Source organism: Mycobacterium sp. (assembly GCF_036490025.1).
GTDB lineage: Bacteria > Actinomycetota > Actinomycetes > Mycobacteriales > Mycobacteriaceae > Mycobacterium.
This window is the reverse complement of the sequence record NZ_DASXEP010000182.1, coordinates 1-19,128: the sequence shown is the minus strand read 5'-3', so window position 1 is coordinate 19,128 and position 19,128 is coordinate 1. Positions and strand designations below refer to the sequence as shown.

General features: G+C 64.7%; 19 protein-coding genes. 8 read left to right on the top strand and 11 right to left on the bottom strand.

Annotation, left to right across the window (positions count from 1 at the left end; genetic code table 11):
- Positions 1 to 39: 39 nt before the first annotated feature.
- Positions 40 to 699, top strand: a complete 660-nt coding sequence (locus tag VGG53_RS21625) for an O-methyltransferase (protein WP_331520162.1) — start codon at positions 40 to 42, stop codon at positions 697 to 699.
- Here the strand turns inward: VGG53_RS21625 and VGG53_RS21620 are convergent, their stop codons facing one another.
- Positions 700 to 2,805: an acyltransferase family protein gene (locus tag VGG53_RS21620; protein WP_331520196.1), complete on the bottom strand. Its 2,106-nt coding sequence runs from the start codon at positions 2,803 to 2,805 to the stop codon at positions 700 to 702.
- A 351-nt stretch (positions 2,806 to 3,156) separates the two neighbouring features.
- Here VGG53_RS21620 and VGG53_RS21615 point away from each other — a divergent pair, with 351 nt between their 5' ends.
- Positions 3,157 to 3,462, top strand: coding sequence for a hypothetical protein (locus tag VGG53_RS21615; RefSeq protein ID WP_331520161.1), 306 nt, complete (start codon positions 3,157 to 3,159; stop codon positions 3,460 to 3,462).
- 42 nt (positions 3,463 to 3,504) lie between these two features.
- On the opposite strand, the gene brnA is transcribed toward VGG53_RS21615, so the two are convergent.
- From brnA to VGG53_RS21575, 8 genes are all read right to left on the bottom strand, one after another.
- Entirely contained in the window at positions 3,505 to 3,741 is a 237-nt protein-coding gene (gene brnA / locus VGG53_RS21610; RefSeq protein ID WP_331520160.1) for a type II toxin-antitoxin system BrnA family antitoxin, read from the bottom strand.
- A complete protein-coding gene (locus VGG53_RS21605; protein WP_331520159.1) occupies positions 3,731 to 3,871 on the bottom strand; it encodes a hypothetical protein in 141 nt (46 codons plus the stop codon). Before VGG53_RS21605 ends, brnA begins: the two co-directional genes overlap by 11 nt.
- 20 nt (positions 3,872 to 3,891) lie before the next feature.
- Entirely contained in the window at positions 3,892 to 5,097 is a 1,206-nt protein-coding gene (locus tag VGG53_RS21600) for a CoA transferase (RefSeq protein WP_331520158.1), read from the bottom strand.
- Positions 5,081 to 6,016, bottom strand: coding sequence for an SDR family NAD(P)-dependent oxidoreductase (locus VGG53_RS21595; RefSeq protein ID WP_331520157.1), 936 nt, complete (start codon positions 6,014 to 6,016; stop codon positions 5,081 to 5,083). Before VGG53_RS21595 ends, VGG53_RS21600 begins: the two co-directional genes overlap by 17 nt.
- On the bottom strand, positions 6,013 to 7,854 hold the full coding sequence (locus VGG53_RS21590) for an NAD(P)/FAD-dependent oxidoreductase (protein WP_331520156.1): 1,842 nt from the start codon (positions 7,852 to 7,854) through the stop codon (positions 6,013 to 6,015). Before VGG53_RS21590 ends, VGG53_RS21595 begins: the two co-directional genes overlap by 4 nt.
- Positions 7,855 to 7,954: 100 nt before the next feature.
- The gene (locus tag VGG53_RS21585; RefSeq protein WP_331520155.1) at positions 7,955 to 9,133 is read right to left on the bottom strand and encodes an LLM class flavin-dependent oxidoreductase; all 1,179 of its coding nucleotides are present in this window, start codon (positions 9,131 to 9,133) and stop codon (positions 7,955 to 7,957) included.
- 15 nt (positions 9,134 to 9,148) lie between these two features.
- Complete coding sequence (locus VGG53_RS21580; RefSeq protein ID WP_331520154.1) at positions 9,149 to 10,513, bottom strand: aromatic ring-hydroxylating dioxygenase subunit alpha; 1,365 nt, start codon at positions 10,511 to 10,513, stop codon at positions 9,149 to 9,151.
- Positions 10,513 to 11,361 (bottom strand): SDR family oxidoreductase, encoded by an 849-nt coding sequence (locus tag VGG53_RS21575; protein WP_331520153.1) that lies wholly within the window; start codon positions 11,359 to 11,361, stop codon positions 10,513 to 10,515. The genes VGG53_RS21580 and VGG53_RS21575 overlap by 1 nt, the downstream gene beginning before the upstream one ends.
- Before the next feature lie 192 nt (positions 11,362 to 11,553).
- Between VGG53_RS21575 and VGG53_RS21570 the strand changes: the two genes are divergently transcribed.
- The 4 genes from VGG53_RS21570 to VGG53_RS21555 are packed head-to-tail and all read left to right on the top strand — an operon-like array spanning position 11,554 to position 16,279.
- On the top strand, positions 11,554 to 13,161 hold the full coding sequence (locus VGG53_RS21570; RefSeq protein WP_331520152.1) for an SMP-30/gluconolactonase/LRE family protein: 1,608 nt from the start codon (positions 11,554 to 11,556) through the stop codon (positions 13,159 to 13,161).
- On the top strand, positions 13,154 to 13,894 hold the full coding sequence (locus VGG53_RS21565) for a GntR family transcriptional regulator (RefSeq protein WP_331520151.1): 741 nt from the start codon (positions 13,154 to 13,156) through the stop codon (positions 13,892 to 13,894). Before VGG53_RS21570 ends, VGG53_RS21565 begins: the two co-directional genes overlap by 8 nt.
- Positions 13,895 to 13,908: 14 nt before the next feature.
- Complete coding sequence (locus tag VGG53_RS21560) at positions 13,909 to 15,504, top strand: AMP-binding protein (protein ID WP_331520150.1); 1,596 nt, start codon at positions 13,909 to 13,911, stop codon at positions 15,502 to 15,504.
- A gap of 1 nt (position 15,505) precedes the next feature.
- On the top strand, positions 15,506 to 16,279 hold the full coding sequence (locus VGG53_RS21555) for an SDR family oxidoreductase (protein ID WP_331520149.1): 774 nt from the start codon (positions 15,506 to 15,508) through the stop codon (positions 16,277 to 16,279).
- A gap of 4 nt (positions 16,280 to 16,283) precedes the next feature.
- Here VGG53_RS21555 and VGG53_RS21550 read toward each other — a convergent pair whose 3' ends face one another.
- Both VGG53_RS21550 and VGG53_RS21545 read right to left on the bottom strand, forming a co-directional pair.
- Positions 16,284 to 16,745: an SRPBCC family protein gene (locus VGG53_RS21550; protein WP_331520148.1), complete on the bottom strand. Its 462-nt coding sequence runs from the start codon at positions 16,743 to 16,745 to the stop codon at positions 16,284 to 16,286.
- 11 nt (positions 16,746 to 16,756) lie between these two features.
- Positions 16,757 to 17,488, bottom strand: a complete 732-nt coding sequence (locus VGG53_RS21545) for an enoyl-CoA hydratase/isomerase family protein (RefSeq protein WP_331520147.1) — start codon at positions 17,486 to 17,488, stop codon at positions 16,757 to 16,759.
- Positions 17,489 to 17,704: 216 nt separating this feature from the next.
- Here VGG53_RS21545 and VGG53_RS21540 point away from each other — a divergent pair, with 216 nt between their 5' ends.
- Positions 17,705 to 18,355 carry a TetR/AcrR family transcriptional regulator gene (locus VGG53_RS21540; RefSeq protein ID WP_331520146.1) on the top strand — a complete coding sequence of 217 codons (651 nt, stop codon included), beginning with the start codon at positions 17,705 to 17,707 and terminating at the stop codon, positions 18,353 to 18,355.
- Between the two features lie 15 nt (positions 18,356 to 18,370).
- On the top strand, positions 18,371 to 19,128 hold a 758-nt coding region (locus tag VGG53_RS21535), incomplete at its 3' end, for an SDR family NAD(P)-dependent oxidoreductase (RefSeq protein ID WP_331520145.1).

Here is a 19,128-nt window from a genome sequence, read left to right as displayed (position 1 = left end):
GGAGTTCAATCGGCACGTTCGCGCGGCTAGTCTCGACAGATGGCCACCACATTGCAGGATCCTCGAGTCGCAGAAGCTCTTGACCGGATGTATGCCGAGTCGCGGCAACAGATGGCTCAGCTGCGCGGCATGCGAAACGACATATCGGCCGCGCGGACCGCTCAGGAACGTGCCGACGCGATGAGCGCCTTCTACATTCCGGTGACACCGGAGGCCGGCCGACTGCTGTACTCGTTGGTGCGGGCGACCCGGCCCACCACCATCGTGGAATTCGGTATGTCGTTTGGCATTTCGGCGCTGCACCTGGCATCGGCGGTGCGCGACAACGGCAGCGGACAGGTGGTGACCACCGAGCTCAGCGAGACCAAGATCGCGGAGGCGAAAAAGACATTCACCCAGACCGGGCTCGACGACGTGATCACTGTCCTTGGCGGAGACGCACTTTCCACGCTGGAGACCTTGGATGGACCGGTTGATTTCGTGCTGCTCGACGGCTGGAAGGAGCTGTACCTGCCGGTGATCAAGCTGGTCGAGCCGCGGCTGTCCCCCGGGGCTCTGGTCGTCGCCGACAACACCGAGATGGCCGACGCGAAGCCCTACCTCGACTACGTTCGCGACAGCGAGAACGGCTATGTCAGTGTCAATTTCGCTGCGCGGGAGAGCGACAGTATGGAGATCAGCTGCCACGCCGGGGTTTAGTCAGCGCGGCCGCAGCGATTCCTCGAGCCAGGGCGTCAACCAGTGCACGCCTTCCTCGGTCAGGTGTACGCCATCGCTGCGCACCTGGATGCCGTCGACTTTGGCCGTGTACGTCCCTTCCGGGCACAGTTTCTTTTTGAGGTCCAGTATCCGCACGCCTGGACGATTGCCAATGGTCTTGCCCAGCATGGTGTTCCATTCGTCCGCCCGCTCAGGCTGATCTTCGGGATATAAGCTGCCGTCCGGCCGTTCACCGCGCCTGCTGTACGGCAGGTTCGCCACTGTCAACGGCGCACCGCTGAAGCTGAGCAGGTCCACCGCACGTCGTAGCTCACCGCTGATGTAGGAGTCGAAGGCCGGATCACCGATGTGGGTCCAGGTTCCCTCGTTGACCCGGTCCACGGTCTCCCAGCGGCCGATGATCAGCAGGACGGCGTCGGGCCGGTCAGCGGCGATCTGTGATGTCCATCTGCCCGGCCACGATTCGCATTCACTTTTTTGATCAAGAGTTTGGCCCAGGTAGCGGTAGGGGCCTCCGCGTACCAGGCTGCAGCCGATCACGGTGTGGTCGACGAACTGAAATCCCGGCGTCGCCGGGAGGAAGTGCATCATCGTCCACCCGATCGAGTCGCCGAACACCGACACGGTGAACGGCCGGCGCGGGTCTCGCTGCGCGACGGCCCGCGCCGGCCTGACCCCCTGCGGAGGAGATGACGAAACGACCGCGACCGACGACACACCGGGCGGAAGACTGGCGTCGAGTGCGCTGGTGCCGGACCTGGGCACCACCGGAACCACCAGCAGCGTCACCGCCGCGGCGGTTGCCGCGGTCGCTCCGGCCAGCGGCAGAAGCGGCACCTGCACCGGGCGCCATTTACGGACGGGCTGTTCGATCGCCCACCACGACACCACCGATACCGCCAGCGTGGCGGCGCACCGAACACCGAATAACGAGAGTCCGGACCATCCGGTCCGCTCACCGTTGAGGACGAGAAAGATCGGCCAGTGCCACAGGTAGACGCCGTAGGAGATGGTGCCCAGCCACGCCAGCGGACCCCAGGCCAGCACGGTGGCGACCGGTCCCTGCTGGTCCAACGCCACCGGGGCGATCAGCAACACCGCCGCGATGGCGACTGCAATCAGCAGACCGCCGCGGAATTCGCGGGCGCTGCCGGTGGCATAGTGAGCGGCGGCCCCCAACAGCACCAAGCCGATCACCGGCAGCACCCTGGCGATCCACCTGCCCCAGCGAGACCGGATCAGCGACCACCCGCGATTCAGCGATGACCAGTCGCCGACCAGCAAAGCCGAGGCCGCCGCGCCGACGAGCAGCGCCTGGGCCCGGGTGTCGGTGCCGAAGTAGACCCGATCCCGGGTCGCGTCGGACGCCAGCAGGATCGCGGTCGCGGCGGACCCCAGCGCTCCGGCCGTGGCCAGCAGGAACACCGTCAAACGGGCCCCGCCGAGGGTGGCCCGGGTGTTCCGGCGGCGGGATCGCGCGGCCAGGACCACAGCAACCGCAACGAGCAGCAGCGGCCAGACGATGTAGTACTGCTCCTCCACACCGAGCGACCAGGCGTGTTGCAGTGGCGACGGCGGTGCGCCCTGCGCGAAATAGCCGGTCTTGTCGGCCACGAACATCCAGTTCGCAACCCAGAGGAACGCCGCGACGGCGTCGTCGCGCAATCCGACGATCGCCTCGGGTGAGAAGAATTGACGCCCAATGGCCACGGCCAGCACCATCAGCACCAGGGCCGGCAGCAACCGGCGGGCCCGCCGAATCCAGAAGTTGGCCAGGTCAATACGGCCGCTGCGGCCCAGTTCGTCGAGCAGCAGCGAGGTGATCAGGAAACCACTGAGCACGAAAAACACGTCGACGCCCAGGAACCCGCCGGCCATGCCAGGTATGCCACCGTGATCGGCGAGCACCAGCGCGACCGCGAGCCCTCGCACGCCATCCAGCGCGCGGATACCAGGACGGCGCGTCGGGCCGTCACCATCGTCGCCGGCTCTGGTGGTGGTCAGCCGGCTTACCGAGGGCGGCGCGACCCATCGAGGCCGCCGAGCACAGCGAACCGGCGCGGGGTATGCCCCGGCCGGTTCCATGGTCACCTCTCCAGCGCGCCGACCGTTTACCCGGTCGGTGGCTTTGTTGCCGCCGATACTTCGGTGCCCCTCCCTGTGCTGATGCAGGCGTCAGTTTAGGTGCGCGCACAGCGCATCAGCGGCAGACACGACGCGGCGGCAACCGAAATATTCACCTGCCCCGTAGCAGGTTGATGCACAAAGCAATTCGACTCAAAAGCCGAATGCTGTCTTGCCGGAGTGATCGAATCTTGTCTCGGCTGGGCAGTGACGTCTACGGGTCACGCGCTTACTGATGGCTCGACACAGAGCGCCAGCCACGACCGCTGATCAGCGCGTGGAGACGGTGCCGATGGTGGGTATCGTCTCGCCATGGGAACGAAGGCCGAACGCCGGGCCGCGAGGGAAGCCGTGGCCGGCTACCACGAGGCGAGGTTGGGTGAGCTCATCGGACACATTGCGGTAGCGATCGACCGCTACCGCGCCGGCGAGATCGACGCCTTCACCGTCGACGAGACGATCCACCACTACCATCGGGCAGCCCGTGAGCTGTGGAAGTTCTGCTGGTCAGGCGGTGGAGCGCACATCGAGATGATTGCTCACCTCCTCGATGGGATGACCACCGACGGTGAAACCATCGACTGGTGGGAACGGGCCTCGCCGCGACAGCGGGGCTGATTTTTCAAGTGCGCAGCCCGTGCCGATTGCGTTCGGATGCAATCAGGCTGCGGTGTGGTCGCCGTTGTCCAGCTTTTCGGCGATCCACACCTTGATGAGCGACTGGCGGGTGACTCCGAGACGGGTGGCCTCGCGGTCCAGTTCAACGACCATCCATGCCGGGAAGTCGACGTTAACGCGCCGGTCTTCCTCGCCGGGCCGGCGCGCCCGTGCCGTATCCAAAGCGGCGGCCATGTCCTCGCCGGCGTCGAACCTTTCGTCGAACTCTTTAGCCTTCATAGATCGCCACCTCGCTTTCCCGTGAGCGGCGCACCGAGATGATCCAAATGGACTGCGCCGCAGCGAAGTCGATGCCGTGCTTGACCAGGTTTGCCGCGCTCTTGGCGGCGTAAAACTCAAACTCAAGCATGTATAGAAACGGTATCGTAGTTACTCACCCGAGGGGGCACATGCTGCCTCGGCGTCGGTGCCCATCCCCAGTTCTTCGAGCACCTCCGCGGTGTCGGCACCCAATTGCGGAGCAGGGCCGGCCACTCGCCCCGCGGTCCGGGAGAACCAGGTGGGCACACCGGGGAAGCGCACCGGCCCGTCTGGAGTGTTCAGTGTCTCGAAAAATCCGACCTCGTTCAGGTGGGGATTGTCGAACAGCTCGGCAGGTGTCTGCAGCGGGGCCGCGGGGATCTCCAGTTGGCGAAACAGCGTCAACCACTCGTTGGTCGTTCGCTCCTTGAGCGTCTCTGCGACCAGGGCATACACCGTGTCGATCTGAGGCGCTCGCCGCTCGAGCGTGGAATACCGGTCGCTCGCCCACGGGGGTTGCACGGCTTTGACAAAGGCCGACCAATGCCTGTCGTTGTAGATCAATGCGGCGATGAAGCCGTCGCTGGTGCGGTACGGCCGGCGATTGGGCGCGACGGTCCGTGGGTAGATCGCCGGCCCCAACGGGGGGTCGAACATGGCGCCGTTGGCATGCTCGACCAACATGAACGATGCCATGGTTTCGAACATCGCGACCTCAACTTCTTGACCTTCGCCGGTTCGTTCGCGGTGGAACAGCGCCATCGTCGTGGCGTACAGCGCGGTCAGGCCGGCGACCTTGTCGGCCATGATGGTGCCCACGTAGTTGGCTTCGCCGGTCAGCAGTTCCTGAACGGCGGGCAGTCCGCACTCGGCCTGAATCGTGTCGTCGTAGGCGGGCAAATCGCGGTGAGGTCCGCGGTGGCCGTATCCGTAGCAGTTGGTGTAGACAATCGCCGGGTTGATCGCGGCCACCTCGTCGTAGCTGAAGCCCAGTCGGGCAACCGCCTTGGCGCGCATCGAGTGAATGAACACGTCGGCCGTCTCGATCAGCGACCGCAGCGCAGCCTTGCCGGCATCGGAGCGCAAGTCCAACACGACGCTGCGCTTACCCCGGTTCACGTTGACGAACACACCGCTCATCCCGGCTGTCGGTCCGACCGAAATATAGCGGGTGTCATCACCTTCCGGTGACTCGATCTTGATCACGTCGGCGCCCATGTCGGCCATGATCTGGGTGCAGTACGGGCCCATCACCATCGCAGTGAGGTCGACCACCCGAACCCCGGCCAGTGGGCCGGAGTACCGGTTCGAATTGGATTCAGCGCCGTTGACCATCGCGGTCCCCTTCCCGCTCGGCCATAGCGAAGCTGTACCGCAGGTGTTCAGCATGCCCGTCGGGCACGACAGGAAACACCAAGGGCGCATTGATATCCCGGACGTCATCCAGGTTCTCACCGACCTGCTCGATCGACCATGACGGACGAAATACTCCCGGCGATTCGGCGACCACGACCTTGGCCACCCGGCCGGCGACCGCTACCAGGATCTCCCCGGTGATCGAACAGGATTGGTGCGCCAGCCAGCCCACCACCGGCGCGACCTGGTCAGGGCACATCGGCGGATAGGCCGAAGTATCCAGTCCCTCAGCCATTCTGGTCACCGCCGACGGAACGACGACGTTGCACTTCACGTCCTCGGCGGCACCTTCGAGCGCAACGACGTTGGACAACCCGATGACGCCCGCCTTGGCCGCGGCATAGTTGGCGACGTCATGGTTGCCGTAGAGGCCACCGATCGACGACGTCAGGACGATTCGTCCGTAATGGTTGGCGCGCATAAACGGGAATGCCGGGCGTACGACGTGGAACGCGCCGCGCAGGTGAACATCGAGCACTGCGTCGAAGTCGTCGTAGCTCATCTCCGTCAAGGATGCGCGGCGCACTGTTCCGGCGTTGTGGACGAGGACGTCGATGGTGCCGTAGTGGTCGAGCGCCGCCTGGATGATCGCCTTGCCGCCGGCGGCTGTCGCGACCGACTCGGTGCAGGCGACCGCGTGCCCGCCGGCGGCGCGGATCTCGCGCACCACTTCGTCGGCCGGCCCGGTATCGGCGCCGTCCCCGGTCAGGCTGGTGCCGGTGTCGTTGACGACGACTTTGGCTCCCCGCGATGCCAGCAGCAGCGCATAGGAACGGCCGAGTCCCCGGCCCGCGCCGGTGACCACGGCGACCCGATCGTCGAACCTCAGTTCAGTCATTCATGTCCCAGCACTAGCCCGTCCATATCGCCTTTGTCCCGCCATTCGGCCAACAAATCCCCGAACGCGTAGAAGCCCGGCCCGTACGGCTCACCGAGGTGTGACCGGATGCCTTCTCCCCCGCCACCGCCTTCGTTGTTGTAATAGCCTGGCGTGCACTGGGAATCGAACGCGGAGTTGTCGATGGCACTTTCTTTGATGGTGTTACACCAGTCGTCCTGGGCGTGCTGGCTGGGTTCAACGGTTGTCGCACCACGCGCCATCGCCTCGGCAATGATGTAGGCGATGTGCTCGCCCTGTAGCTCGTAGTTGGCGGCGATGTTGGCCGAGATACCCACCTGGGTGAAGCCGGTGAAGAACTGGTTGGGAAAACCGTGGCTGGTCATCCCGTGCAAGGTCTGGTAACCGTCGGCCCAGTAATCGAAAAGTGCGAGTTCGTCGCGGCCTTCGATCGCGTCGATGGAGTATCGGCGGCTGAGTTCGGTGGTGATTTCGAATCCGCTGGCATAGATGATGCAGTCGACTTCATATTCGACATCGTTGGCGAAAAGGCCCTTTTCGGTCGCCCGCTGCACACCCTTGGTCGCAGAGACATCGATCAGCGAGACATTGGGCCGGTTGAACGTCGCCAGGTAATCGTCGTTGGAACATGGTCGCTTGCAAAGGAACCGGTAATACGGCTTGAGGGTCTCAGCCGTGCCCTCGTCCTCCACGATGCTTTCGACGCGGCGGCGTAGCCGCTCCATGACTTTGTAGTCTTCTTCCTCGCGGATGGCCATGAATTGCTCCGGGCTCAGCGCCGCAGGATCCTCCAGCGCGAGTACTCGCGCGGCAGTGTTGCGGCCGAGTTCAGTCCAGAAGTCACAGACCAGGTCAGGCTGGCCCAGCGCCATCCCTTCGAATGTCCACGAGTGAAAGTTGCGCTGCCGTTCCTTCTGCCAGCCCGGTTGCAGCGATTTCACCCATTCGGGATCGGTCGGGGTGTTGTTCCGGACGTCGACAGTCGACGGGGTGCGCTGAAAGACATAGAGGTGCTTGGCATGACGTGCGATGAATGGTGTTACCTGAATACCGGTCGCGCCGGTCCCGACTAGTGCGACCCGCTTGTCGGCCAGCTTGTCCAGCCCGCCGTTGCTGTCCCCGCCGGTGTAGGAGTAGTCCCAGCGGGATGTGTGGAAGCTGTGCCCTTTGAAGTCCTTGATGCCGGGTATACCCGGCAGTTTGGGGCGGTGGAACGGCCCGGACGCCATGACCACAAACCGCGCCCGGATGTCGTCGTCGCGGTCTGTGCTGATCCGCCAGCGCTTGATCACGTCATCCCACCGCAGGTCCTCTACCTGGGTGGACAGGATTGCGGAATCGTAAAGGCCGAAATGCTTTCCGATTTGCCGGCAGTGCTCATAGATCTCCGAGCCGTCGGCGAATTTCCTGCTCGGCATGAAGTCGAGCTCTTCGAGTAGCGGTATGTAGCAATAGGATTCGTTGTCGCACTGAATCCCCGGGTAGCGGTTCCAGTACCACACGCCGCCGAAGTCGCCGCCCAGCTCGATGATCCGGACGTCCTCGACGCCGGCCTTCTTCAGGTGCGCGGCGCACAGCAGCCCGGCGAAGCCACCGCCGACGACCGCGACGTCGATGTCCTCGTCGATCGGGGTGCGCACGAGCGGCGGAGAGTGCGGGTCGGTTTCGTAGTACCCGGCGAAGTCGTCCTCGACCTCCACGTATTGCTTGGAACCCTCGGAGCGCAACCGCTTTTCACGCTCTTGCCGATACTTCTCCCGCAGGGCCGCGATATCGACGTCGTCGGGTGTTTGCGTCGGCTGCTCGCAGTCCGTCATATGGCGCCGCTCCTCCTCATCGCTTCGCTCTGCATCGTCGACGGCGCGTCATATGGCGCCGCTCCTCCTCATCACTTCGCTCTGCATCGTCGACGGCGCGTCATGCCAGCGCGTTCTCCGGCAGCGCGGCGCGGTGCAGCGGCGCCGCCATTTTGTGCGTCGCAGGCAGCACCTCTTTGGCGAACAGTTCGGTGCTGGCCATTGCCTCCTCATACGGCATGGTGCCGAACTGCGGGACAATGGTGAGCTCCTCGAACGAGCAGGCTTCCTGGGCAGCCTTGATCCGGTTGAAGATCTCCTCCGGCGTGCCGATCAAGAGGTTCGACGCGTGGTATCCGGCGGTCTTCGGCTTACCCTTCTGGTCGCCGGTCACCGCGGACGCCAGCACGGCCGTCGCGGTGGCTTCCCTGGCCGCGTAGGCCTCGTAGCCCTTGACGCCTTGGAAATTGGAGGCATCGGCGAATCCGTAGTGCACGGTGACATCGCGGTTGGCCGTCCAGATCCACTCCTCACTCTTGGCGGCGCCGTCGGCGTCAGGGGTGCAATACATGAACATGACGTTCTTTGGCTGACACGGCGCCAGTCCCTCCTCCTGACGGAAGGTGTTCACCTTCTGCACTTCCCGGCCGGCCTCCTCGATCGGCTTGTTGCCGACGAACAGTGGCACCATTCCGCGCCGGGCGAGGATCTCCAGCGACTCGGCGGTCGACGATGAGCTGTAGATGCGCGAGAACAGATCGCGGCTCAGCGGCTCCGGGCGAAGCGACATTTCCGGAACCTTGAAGATCTCCCCGTCATAGCAGAACCGCTCGCCGGAAAAGGCGAGCTCCAAGATGTCCAGTGTCTCGTTGAACCGCTGCCTGCTTTCCTCCCGCGGTATCCCGACGGCGTCGAACTCGCCCTTCGACACCCCGCGGCCGATCCCGATCGTGGTGTATCGACCTTTGGAAATGATGTCGAGGTACGCGATTTGGTGTGCCAGCCGGATCGGGTGCCACCACGGCGCCACGGCAACGAAGGTCCCCAGGCCGACCCGTTCGGTGCGTCCGGCGAAGTAACTCAGCGCCTGAATCGGGTTGGGCGTCATGCCGTACGGCGTCCCGCAGTGCTCGGGCATCCAGATGCCGTCGAACCCGAGCGGTTCGGCCAGATCCGCTATCGCGAGCGTGCCCTGCACACATTCCCAGTCCGGTGTTGCGGGCGGCTGGCTGAAATCGCCGGCCAGGACGCGGTCCCAGTCGTGCGAGTTGTGCGACCCGAAACCGAGGTTGACTTTCATTGTTGGCGACTCCTTCTAATCCTTTGCCAGTTCGCGCGGCGCACCGGTGCCCATGTATTCGGCGAGGTTGCGGTGCAGGTTGACGGTGCTGCGTTCCATGTAGGGGTTGGGCTTGGTGCCTTGGAAACCAAGCGATTTCATGCCTTGCTGTACGGCGGCCATATTCGAGAAGTCCTGTGGGAACACGGTGCGCCAGTTGGGATCGTCGGCCTCCATGTGCACCCATGCGGTCTGCGGCTCTTTGCCCTCGGGGTACAGCTCGTAGCAGGACGCTTCGAAGATGCAGCTGTTGGGGTCGTAGCCGTTGGGCCGCGCGCTGTAGCACAGCGCCGTCGTCAAACCCTGGCCGATTTGGAAGTTCGGAAAGATCTGCCAGGCGGTACCGCTTTTGGCCAAGTGCTCGGGATCGATGATCGGCCAGATCACGCCGCGGGCAGCATCGTCGCTTCGGGCCGCGGAAAGCCAATGACTGAGCACCTGGTCGGCCGGGGTGTCCTCCGGGAGTTCATCGACCAGTCGTCGCGCGGCGTCCACCAAAGTTTTCGTGGTGGTGGCGTTGGTTTCTTCCAGCGTGTAGACCTGCATCTCCGCCGTCGAGATCCGCGGGTCTCCCGAGCCGAGCCGGATCTTCGACTTGGTCTCCGTGAGGTCTTTGGGCGCGTCGTAACCGATGTTGCTGTGCTTTCCTTGCGCCTTTGCCCAGCCGCGGAACGTACTGAACTTGTTGAACTGTGGGTGCGTAGTGGCGACGTGGTAGGTCTCATTGAACGCCTCCATCGCCACCTTCCAATTGCATTGGAAATGCAGCCACTTACGCCATTTGCACCGCATGTTCTGCAAACCGAACGGATCGAGCATGGTCGCGGCCGGCTCGAGATAGTCACGCAGCGGTTCGCAGTCGGAATCCAGGTTGATCCAGATCCAGCCGCCCCAGGTGTCGACGTGAACCGGGGCCAGGTGGGTGTTCTGCGGTGTCAGTGAGCCTTGCCAGTCCTGCTGTTCGGGGATGTGCGTGCAGCTGCCGTCCAGGTCGTAGGTCCAGCCGTGGAACCCGCACACAAACGACTTCTTGTGCCCGCATGCGCTTTTCGCGCGGTCCGGGACATCTACCAGGCGCCGGCCGCGGTGTACACATACGTTGTGGTGCGCTTTCAGGGTGTCCGGACCGGTACGCACGACGACGACGGAGTCGTCGAGGATCTGGTATGTCAGGAAGCTGCCGGTTTTCGGCAGGTCTTCGACCCGGCCGACTTGCTGCCACACTTTGCGCCACAGCTTGTCGCGCTCGGCCCGGGCGTAGGCCTCGGACAGATAGGCCTCGACGCCTATCGTCGCCGGCGCGGAAAGCTGTTCGGCCGCTTCGACTTCGGTGTTGGTCATCAGGTGCTCCTGATCGCTGCTCGGAAGGAGTCGTCCTTGAGGAAGAGCGAGGTGTTGTCGGCGTCCAGGTGCGTCCATTTGAGGTCCAGGCCACCGTCCACCAGGAGGGTCTGGCCGGTGATGTAGCTGGACAGGTCGGACAACAGGAACAGGATGGCGCCGGCGATCTCCTCGGGTCGGCCGCGCCGGCCCATCGCGATGGCACGGCGATCGCGCTCGGCGTCCTCGCCGACGTAGGTGAGCGAGGCCGGTGTCGCGGTTACCCCGGGCGCCACGGCGTTTACCCGTATTTCGTCGGCGGCCAGTTCGACGGCCATGGTGCGGGTCATCGCCGCGACCGCCGCCTTGGCCGTCCCGTAGGCGATGTGGAACGGCGCGGTATTCATCCCGCTGATCGAGGAGATCGACACGATCGACCCGTGCCGTTTGCTTGCCTTGAGTTCTGCGGCTACCGCCTGGCTCATGAAAAACGCGGTTTCCAGGTTCTGGGTGAACAAGTCGCGCCAATCGTTGCGGGTCACCCGGGTGGACGGCATCCAGGTTTCCGGCGCGGCGCCCCCGGCCACATTGACCAGCCCGTGCAGTTCGCCGTCGGCGTGCAGCGCCGGCTCGATGGCGGCGGCAACGCCGTCCTCGGTTGCGACGTCGGCGGCGACCGGCACGATCGACAGTCCGCGCTCGATCAGCGGCGCGATGTGGTCGTCGAGGTTTTCTTTGGACCGGCTCACCGCGATGACCGTCGCGCCCGCCTCGGCGACCATGCGGGTCACGGTGGTGCCGATACCGCCGCCCGCCGCGCCGGCCACCACGACCACGCGACGTTCGAGACCGATCGGGTTATCGACCACTGCGAAGATTCATCCGGTGTTTGTCCGGACAAGATAGCAAGATGCGCATAATTGAGAATATGATTCTCTGCAAATGGCTGAGCGTCAAGTGGCCTGCACCGAGGCCTCTCTACCTATTGTCTGGACCAAGCTCGGTTGCTAACGTGACCGGCTGGAACCGCCGCGAAACAACGGCCCCGGGAGTCATCACCGATGTTGCTGCAAGATGGTCGCTCCGGCGCAGGGGTATCACCGACCCTCGCCGGCGACTGGCGCATGGAGCGACTCACCCCGCCCAGTCGGCTGTTCGGCGCCAACGGACTGCGAACCGGTCCGGATGGCCGAATCTACATCGCCCAGGTGACCGGCAGCCAGGTCAGCGCGCTGGATATCGGCAACGGGCAGTTGGAGACCATCAGCCCCAAGGGCGGCGACATCATCGCGCCGGACGATGTGGCCTTCGGTCCGCGCGGCGAGCTTATTGCCACCGAGGTGATGGACGGTCGGGTCAGCGTGCGCGACGCCGGCGGCCATACCCGGGTGCTGCGCGGGGATGTCCCGTCCGCGAACGGTATTACGGTCCACCAGGGCCGGCTGTTCATCGGCGAATGCCGGGACGGCGGAAGGCTTCTCGAGCTCGATCTCGATGGTGGCGAGCCGCGGGTGCTGCTGGACAATGTTCCGTCGCCCAACGCGATGGAGGTCGGCCCCGACGGCTTGCTGTACTTCCCGGTGATGGGCGCCAACGAAATCTGGCGCGTCGACCTCGACGGTGGTGTAGCCGAAACGGTCGCCGCCGGTCTGGGCGTGCCCGATTCGGTGAAGTTCGACTCGGCCGGGCGCATTGTCTCGACGCAGGTACACAGCGGCCAGGTGCTGCGCATCGATCCTCGCAACGGCGAGCAGACGGTGCTCGCCGACCTCAACCCCGGCCTGGACAACCTGACCTTTGTGGGAGATCGGCTGTTCGTTTCGAACTTCACCGGAGAGATCACCGAGATCCTCGCCGGCCGCGCGACCCGGACCGTGTTGGCCGGCGGGTTGAACTGGCCGCTGGATCTGGCCGTCGGCTCGGACGGCAACCTGTACATCGCCGACGGCACCTACTTTTACGTCCTGCTTCCCGATCACACCCTGCAGACCGTGGGCATGCTGTTCACCGCGGGCTACCCGGGGTTCGTGCGCGGTGTGGCTCCGGCCGGACCGGGTGAGTTCGTCGTCACCACCTCCGGTGGGCAGGTGTCGCGTTACCGGCCGGCCAGCGGCGAAAGCGATGTGCTGGCCGACGGATTCGACCAGCTCTACGGGGTGGCGATCGCCGACGACGGTAGGGTCGCGGCAGCCGAACTCGGGACCGGGCGTGTGCTCTCCATCCAGAGCGGACGGGTGGAGGTGATCGCCTCCGGGTTGAATGACCCGATCGGGGTGGCGATCGCACCGGACGGCGGTTGGCTGGTGTCGGAAGCCGGCGCCGGCCGGGTGGTCAAGCTCACCGGATCCGGCGCCCACCCCGTCGTAGCCGAATTAGGCCGTCCGCAAGGCATTTTGGTTGACGGCCGACAATTGTTTATCGTCGACGCCGGCGCCAGGGCACTGGTCGCCTTGGATCTGGAGGACTCGACCCGGCGCACCATCGCCGCCGGGTTGCCACTCGGCGCCGCGCCCGGTGTGGTTCCCAAGCCGCTGAAGGGAATGCCGCCGTTCTCCGGACCGCAAGGGCCGTTCGCCGGCATTGCCGCGGCGTCCGACGGCACCCTGTACGTTTCGGCCGACGCGGACGGCAGCGTGCTGGCATTCCGGCGGGAACACCGCGATGGCTGACACCCAACCAACCGATCACCGCTACCTGCAGGTGGCGCGCACGTTACGGAAGGAGATTGTCGACGGGGTGTACCCGGTGGGCTCACAGCTGCCCACCGAACATCAGCTGTGCGAACGCTTTTCGGTCAGCCGGTACACCGTGCGGGAGGCGCTGCGGCGTCTGCGTGACGACAACCTCGTCGCGTCGCGGCCACGGGCCGGCACGCTCGTCGTTCCGCGTCCGGCCTCGGACTCCTACGTCCAGGACGTCGTCTCGATCAACGACCTGCTGGCCTTCGCCACCGGGGCCCAATTCGCGATCGAGTCCACCGGGATGGTCCTGATCGACGACGAGCTGGCCAGCCGCACCGGGCTCAGCGGTGGTGAAGAATGGCTGGCCGTCAAAGGTTTTCGCCGGATGGATGGTGCAGAGTTTCCGGTCTGCCGCACCGAGTACTACATCAACCGGGCATTCGCCGGGGTCGGCCGGCTGCTGCCGCGTCACACCGGCCCGATATTTCCGCTGATCGAAGACATCTTCGGGTTGAGCATCGTCGAGGTTCGCCAGGAGATCGCGGCGGTGCTGATCTCTTCGACGCTGGCCGCCCAACTCAGCGTCGAGGCCGGCAGCCCGGCGCTCGAAGTGCACCGCACCTACGCGACCTCGGATGGCGAAGTTGCCCAGCTGACCATCAATACGCACCCGGCGTCCCGTTTCCGTCACTCGATGACGATGCGACGGGTCCGCGGCTAATCTCACATTCGGCGATGTCGAACACCAAACTGATCGGTGGACGGACGGTCCGCTGGGACGACGAGCGGGCCGCCGAAGCCTATGCCCACCGGTGGTGGGTGCGCGACACCCTGGCCGATTCGCTGGCCGACGCCGCACGGCGCACGCCGCAGCGAGTGGTCCTGATCGACGGCGACTGTCGCCTGGACTGTCAAAGCCTCTACGACCAGGCGACGGCACTGGCGCAGACGTTGCTGGAGCGGATGCCGGCCGGCAGCGTCGTATCGTTCATGCTGCCTAATTGGCATGAGGCTGCGGTCATTTACCTGGCGGCGACGATGGCCGGGATGGTAGTGAACCCCATCCTGCCCTCACTGCGGGATCGCGAACTGCTTTTCATTCTCCGGGACGCGGACACCCGAATGATATTCGTGCCTTCGGCTTTCGGACGCCAGGATTACGCGTCGATGCTCTCGCGGGTGGTCGCCCAGCTGGAGACGCCTCCCGAAGTCGTGGCCGTGCGCGATCAGGCTGCCCACACGTCTTACCTGTCGTTGCTGCAGCGCCGGCCTGCCGCGACCGGGTTCCCGAGGCTGGATCCCGATGCGGTGCGGATGATCCTCTACACGTCGGGGACAACCGGCCGACCCAAAGGCGTTCTGCACAGTCATAACTCGATGCATGCTCTGATCTGCCAACTCCGTGGCCACTGGCAGGTGCAGCCCGGCGACCGGTTCCTCGTTCCGTCGCCCATCGCACATATCGGTGGCTCCATCTACGCGTTCGAATGTCCGCTACTGCTGGGCACATCCGCCGTGCTGATGGACCGATGGAATGCCGATGAGGCGGTCGAGTTGATCCAGGACACTCGCTGCACTCACCTTGCCGGGGCGACGCCGTTCCTCGAGCAACTGCTCGCGTCGTCGGAGCGCGCGGGCACCCGGTTGCCGGAGCTGACGCTGTTCGTCTGCGGTGGGGCATCGGTGTCCCCGTCATTGATACGCAGGGCGGCTGGCTATTTCGAGCGGGCCGTCGTCACCCGTGTGTATGGTTCGACAGAAGTTCCGGTGACGACAGTCGGTGCCCTGTTCGACCCCGACCACGCCGCGGACACCGACGGACGGGCCGGATTCGCGCGAATCTCCCTGCACGACCCCAGTGGTGAGATTCATGCCCGCGGCCCGCAGATGCTGGTCGGCTACCTGCACCCTGAGGACGAAGCCGAATCGTTCGATGTCGACGGGTATTTCCGCACCGGCGACCTGGCCCGCTGGGTCGACGGCGACTACCTGGTCGTCACCGGGCGAGCCAAAGATCTGATCATCCGCAACGGCGAGAACATCGCCCCTAAAGAGATCGAGGATATTCTCATCGGCCATCCCGGTGTCGCGGAGATCGCCATCGTCGGGCTGCCCGACGTCCGCACCGGAGAACGAGCGTGCGCTGTCATCGTCCCTGCCGGCCCAACACCACCCGACGTGGCGAACCTGCGCGAATTCCTGCAGTCCCGCGGCGTCGCCACCTTCAAAGCGCCTGAGCAGGTGGTCATCTGGGAGGCGCTACCGAGAAACGACGCCGGAAAGGTGCTCAAGCACCAGATCCAGGCGGCCCTGACAACGACGGACGGATGAGATGCAAGTAGCGATCGTGACCGGCGCGACCGGCGGTATCGGATTCGGATGTGCGACCAAGCTGGCCGAGATGGGGATGGCCGTGCTGGCCACCGGCCGCAATCAACAGCGGCTGGACGAATTGGCGGCCGCGATCGGTGATCCGGACCGGGTCGCGACCGTGGCGGTCGATCTGACCGGCGACGATGGGCCCGCCCGCGTCGTCGCGGCCGCCGTCGAGCGGTGGAGCCGCATCGACTTCCTGATCAACAACGCCGGGGTGGGCAACCCGACGCCGCTGCACGGAACCGACGACGAAACCCTCGACCACTTCCTCAACGTGATGTTGCGGGCCCCGTTCCGGCTGGCGCGAGACGTGTTGCCGCACATGCAACCCGGTTCGGCCATCATCAACATCACGTCGACCTTCGCCGTCGTGGGTGGGCTCCGCGGTGGCCCGTACTCCGCGGCCAAAGGAGGTCTGACAGCGCTGACAACCCACATCGCCTGCCAATACGGAGCGCACGGTATCCGCTGCAACGCCGTCGCTCCCGGCGTGATCCAGACGCCGATGACCCAGGACCGCCTGCAGGACCCTAGGTTTCGCCGGATCAACACCGAGATGACCCCACACCAGCGACTCGGGACCGTGGAGGATGTGGCTAGCACCGTCGCGTTTTTGTGTTCGCCGGGCGGCAGTTTCATCAACGGGCAAACCATCGTGGTCGACGGTGGATGGAGCTCCACGAAATACCTGTCGAAGTTTGCGTTGACGTCGGAGTGGACGGAGCGGTGAGGCTCTAACCGCGTTCGAAGTGGGTGCGGATGCCGGCCAACATCGCAATGTGCGCGTTGACCCCTTCGCGGTGGGTCATCGCGGCGAGCGGGCGGGGGGCCGCGATCGTCAGCCGTTCGGTCAGCCGGGTCCCCGAGCCGATGGGTTCAAATGCCACGATCCCGTTCAGCCGCACCCCCGGGAACTGACGGGCTTCGGTGATCACGTCTCCGTGCGTCGGGACCTCCACTCGCGCCCAGTAGCTGATTCGGATCGCCAACGGCCCGAATGGAATACGGTCGCGGACTCGATAGGTCTGCTGGTAGCCATCAGGAGTTTGGCGGTGCTCTGTGGTTTGCACCGAAACCACCAGAGGGTGCACGACTTTGATGTTGTCGAGATCGACGTAGAAGTCGCGGACCTCATCTGGTGGCGCGGGTATTTCCTCACTCAGCGTCCGCGTGGTCCGGGTGATCCAAAAGCTCACAGTCGTCGACCTCAGCGGCCGCGGTTCAAGGACTCGAGAAATCCGTCGATGCGGTCCCGGGTTTCCTCCGAGATCCAGCTGGCCCGGACCTTGGCATCCGTTGTGGCACCGGCATCGATCGCGGCACGAGTCGGCCGGTGTAGCTGCCGTTTGGTGTCTGCGTAGGCGGCCGCGGAGTACTGACCGAGTTCACCCGCGGTCGCCAGTGCCTGAGTGAGCAACTCGTCCTTCGGAACCACCGCGTCGATCCATCCGCGGACCAATGCGGTGTCCGCGTCGATTGTCTTGGCCTGCAGCGCCGCACGCGCTGCGGATATCCCCATGGCGTCGCGACATATCTCGAGTGCGGCCACCGGGAATGGCACACCGACGGCCAGTTCGGTGAGACCGATCGTCCCACCCGACATCAGCCGCACGTCGGCGCACATGGCCAGTACGCATCCGCCGGCAATCGCGTGCCCGTTGATCGCCGCGACCACCGGCGCCGGGTGATCGAAGATCGCGAGAAAAGCCTCCGACAGCGCGGCCACGAAGCGCTCGGCATAGTCGGCGCCGCCGTCGATGAGGCGGTGCAGGTCGACACCTGCCGAGAAGCTCCGGCCGGCCCCGGTGATGACGACCGGTCCCTCGACGCTTCGCATCGAGGCGATGATGACCTCCAGCGAGTCCAAGTCGAGAGCATTCACCGGCGGATTGTCGAACCGGACGACCGTCACACCATTGCCTGTCTCGAGATCTGTCACGTACCCTCCTCGCCGCGAGCCAGCTGCCACGGTCGTGACTTTGCGATTCTTACAGCCCGGGCTTCTGCTTCGACGCAGAAGACCCGAAACCGGCGATTTCGGGCCGGCCATTGACAATTTCGACGAGCCGCTGTGATAGTGATCGAGACCTAAGTGAAAATGCGGTTCTCAGTTAAGGCGCACATATGCAGGCAGATGTGGTGACGATGTGAGCGTATGACGAGCCCACGTACGCGGCGACGAAGCAAGCTTGCCCCGAACCCCGACGTGCGCCGCGCGATCGTGACGGCCGCCTCAGAAGTGCTGCGCGAGCAGGGAGTTCGGCGATTGAACGTCGCTGCCGTCCTCGATCGCGCCGAGTTGAGCACCCGTGCGTTCTACCGGCATTTCGAATCCAAGGACCAGGTAGTGGCTGCGGTCTTTCTCGAGATGGCCGGCGCCGAGAAGCGGAGGCTGCAAAGGAAAATGGCGCAGGTCGGCAACCCTGTCGAGGCGGTCGCGGCGTGGATCGACGGTCGCCTTGACTTGGCGTTCGACGAAACCATCAAATCCGATCTGCGCCGTCTGTCGTTGGAGGCGCAGTCGCAGATGTTCGCCGCGCCCGAGCTGATTCAGCCCGCCTACGAAGAGATGCTCAAACCGCTGATTGACCAGCTGGACGACGGGCTAAGCCGTGGCGTGTTCCACGACGTTGATCCGATGACCGAAGCACCCTCAATTCAGGGTGTGGTGTGGGCGATTACCGAAAGACACTGGGCCGCGGGAGATTGCGGCCGATCCGACATTCGGCGACGAGTTCTCCGTTTCTGCTTGCGCGGGCTTGGGGTGAAGCCCGAAACGATCGCTGACATCGCCGCGCGCGACTAACTGTAAGGAGCAGCAATGGACCTGGGTTTGGCCGGATCGACAGCCGTCGTCACTGGCGGCAGTAAGGGTATGGGGCTGGCGATCGCGCAAACTCTGGCAGCCGAAGGGGCCAGTGTCGCCGTGATGGCCCGGGGCAGAACAGCTCTGGACGCCGCGGTCGAAGCGCTCCGAGCGGCCGGCGCACCCGACGCCGTCGGGATCAGGGTGGACATGACCGATGCCACGTCGATCCTGAGCGGCTTCAACGAGGTGGCCGACCGCTGGGGGCGGCTGAACAGCCTGGTTCACACGATCGGTCCAGGTGACGGGTACTTCGAGCAGATGGACGACGCCGAGTGGGACGCCGCGTTCGCGCTGGGCACCATGTCGGGCGTCCGTTCTGTTCGCGCTGCGCTGCCGATGCTGCGCGCCGCGGACTGGGCCCGCATCGTCACCTTGTCCGCGCATTCCATCCAGCGGCAGAATCCGCGTATCGTCGCCTACACCGCGTCGAAGGCGGCACTGGCCAGCGTCACCAAAAACCTGTCGAAAAGCCTTGCCGGGGACGGGATTCTGGTGAACTGCGTGTGCCCGGGGACCATTGTGACCGCGAGCTTCACCGAAAACCTCAAGGACGTCCTCGCCGCCGACGGCCTCGACGCGTCCAACCCGCACGATGTGATGACTTGGATCGACAACAATTTCCACCAGCCATGCGATCTCGGGCGCGCTGGGCTTCCCGAGGAGATCGCCTCGATCACCGCTTACCTGGCCTCTAGGCGCAATGGCTACGT

What these genes read in the sequence shown, in the direction of transcription:
- VGG53_RS21605 (WP_331520159.1), bottom strand. Translation starts at nt 3,871, where the DNA reads ATGCTTGAGTTTGAGTTTTACGCCGCCAAGAGCGCGGCAAACCTGGTC.
- brnA (WP_331520160.1), bottom strand. Translation starts at nt 3,741, where the DNA reads ATGAAGGCTAAAGAGTTCGACGAAAGGTTCGACGCCGGCGAGGACATG.
- VGG53_RS21590 (WP_331520156.1), bottom strand. Translation starts at nt 7,854, where the DNA reads ATGACGGACTGCGAGCAGCCGACGCAAACACCCGACGACGTCGATATC.
- VGG53_RS21620 (WP_331520196.1), bottom strand. Translation starts at nt 2,805, where the DNA reads ATGGAACCGGCCGGGGCATACCCCGCGCCGGTTCGCTGTGCTCGGCGG.
- VGG53_RS21585 (WP_331520155.1), bottom strand. Translation starts at nt 9,133, where the DNA reads ATGAAAGTCAACCTCGGTTTCGGGTCGCACAACTCGCACGACTGGGAC.
- VGG53_RS21565 (WP_331520151.1), top strand. Translation starts at nt 13,154, where the DNA reads ATGGCTGACACCCAACCAACCGATCACCGCTACCTGCAGGTGGCGCGC.
- VGG53_RS21580 (WP_331520154.1), bottom strand. Translation starts at nt 10,513, where the DNA reads ATGACCAACACCGAAGTCGAAGCGGCCGAACAGCTTTCCGCGCCGGCG.
- VGG53_RS21615 (WP_331520161.1), top strand. Translation starts at nt 3,157, where the DNA reads ATGGGAACGAAGGCCGAACGCCGGGCCGCGAGGGAAGCCGTGGCCGGC.
- VGG53_RS21540 (WP_331520146.1), top strand. Translation starts at nt 17,705, where the DNA reads ATGACGAGCCCACGTACGCGGCGACGAAGCAAGCTTGCCCCGAACCCC.
- VGG53_RS21595 (WP_331520157.1), bottom strand. Translation starts at nt 6,016, where the DNA reads ATGACTGAACTGAGGTTCGACGATCGGGTCGCCGTGGTCACCGGCGCG.
- VGG53_RS21560 (WP_331520150.1), top strand. Translation starts at nt 13,909, where the DNA reads ATGTCGAACACCAAACTGATCGGTGGACGGACGGTCCGCTGGGACGAC.
- VGG53_RS21570 (WP_331520152.1), top strand. Translation starts at nt 11,554, where the DNA reads ATGTTGCTGCAAGATGGTCGCTCCGGCGCAGGGGTATCACCGACCCTC.
- VGG53_RS21625 (WP_331520162.1), top strand. Translation starts at nt 40, where the DNA reads ATGGCCACCACATTGCAGGATCCTCGAGTCGCAGAAGCTCTTGACCGG.
- VGG53_RS21600 (WP_331520158.1), bottom strand. Translation starts at nt 5,097, where the DNA reads ATGGTCAACGGCGCTGAATCCAATTCGAACCGGTACTCCGGCCCACTG.
- VGG53_RS21555 (WP_331520149.1), top strand. Translation starts at nt 15,506, where the DNA reads ATGCAAGTAGCGATCGTGACCGGCGCGACCGGCGGTATCGGATTCGGA.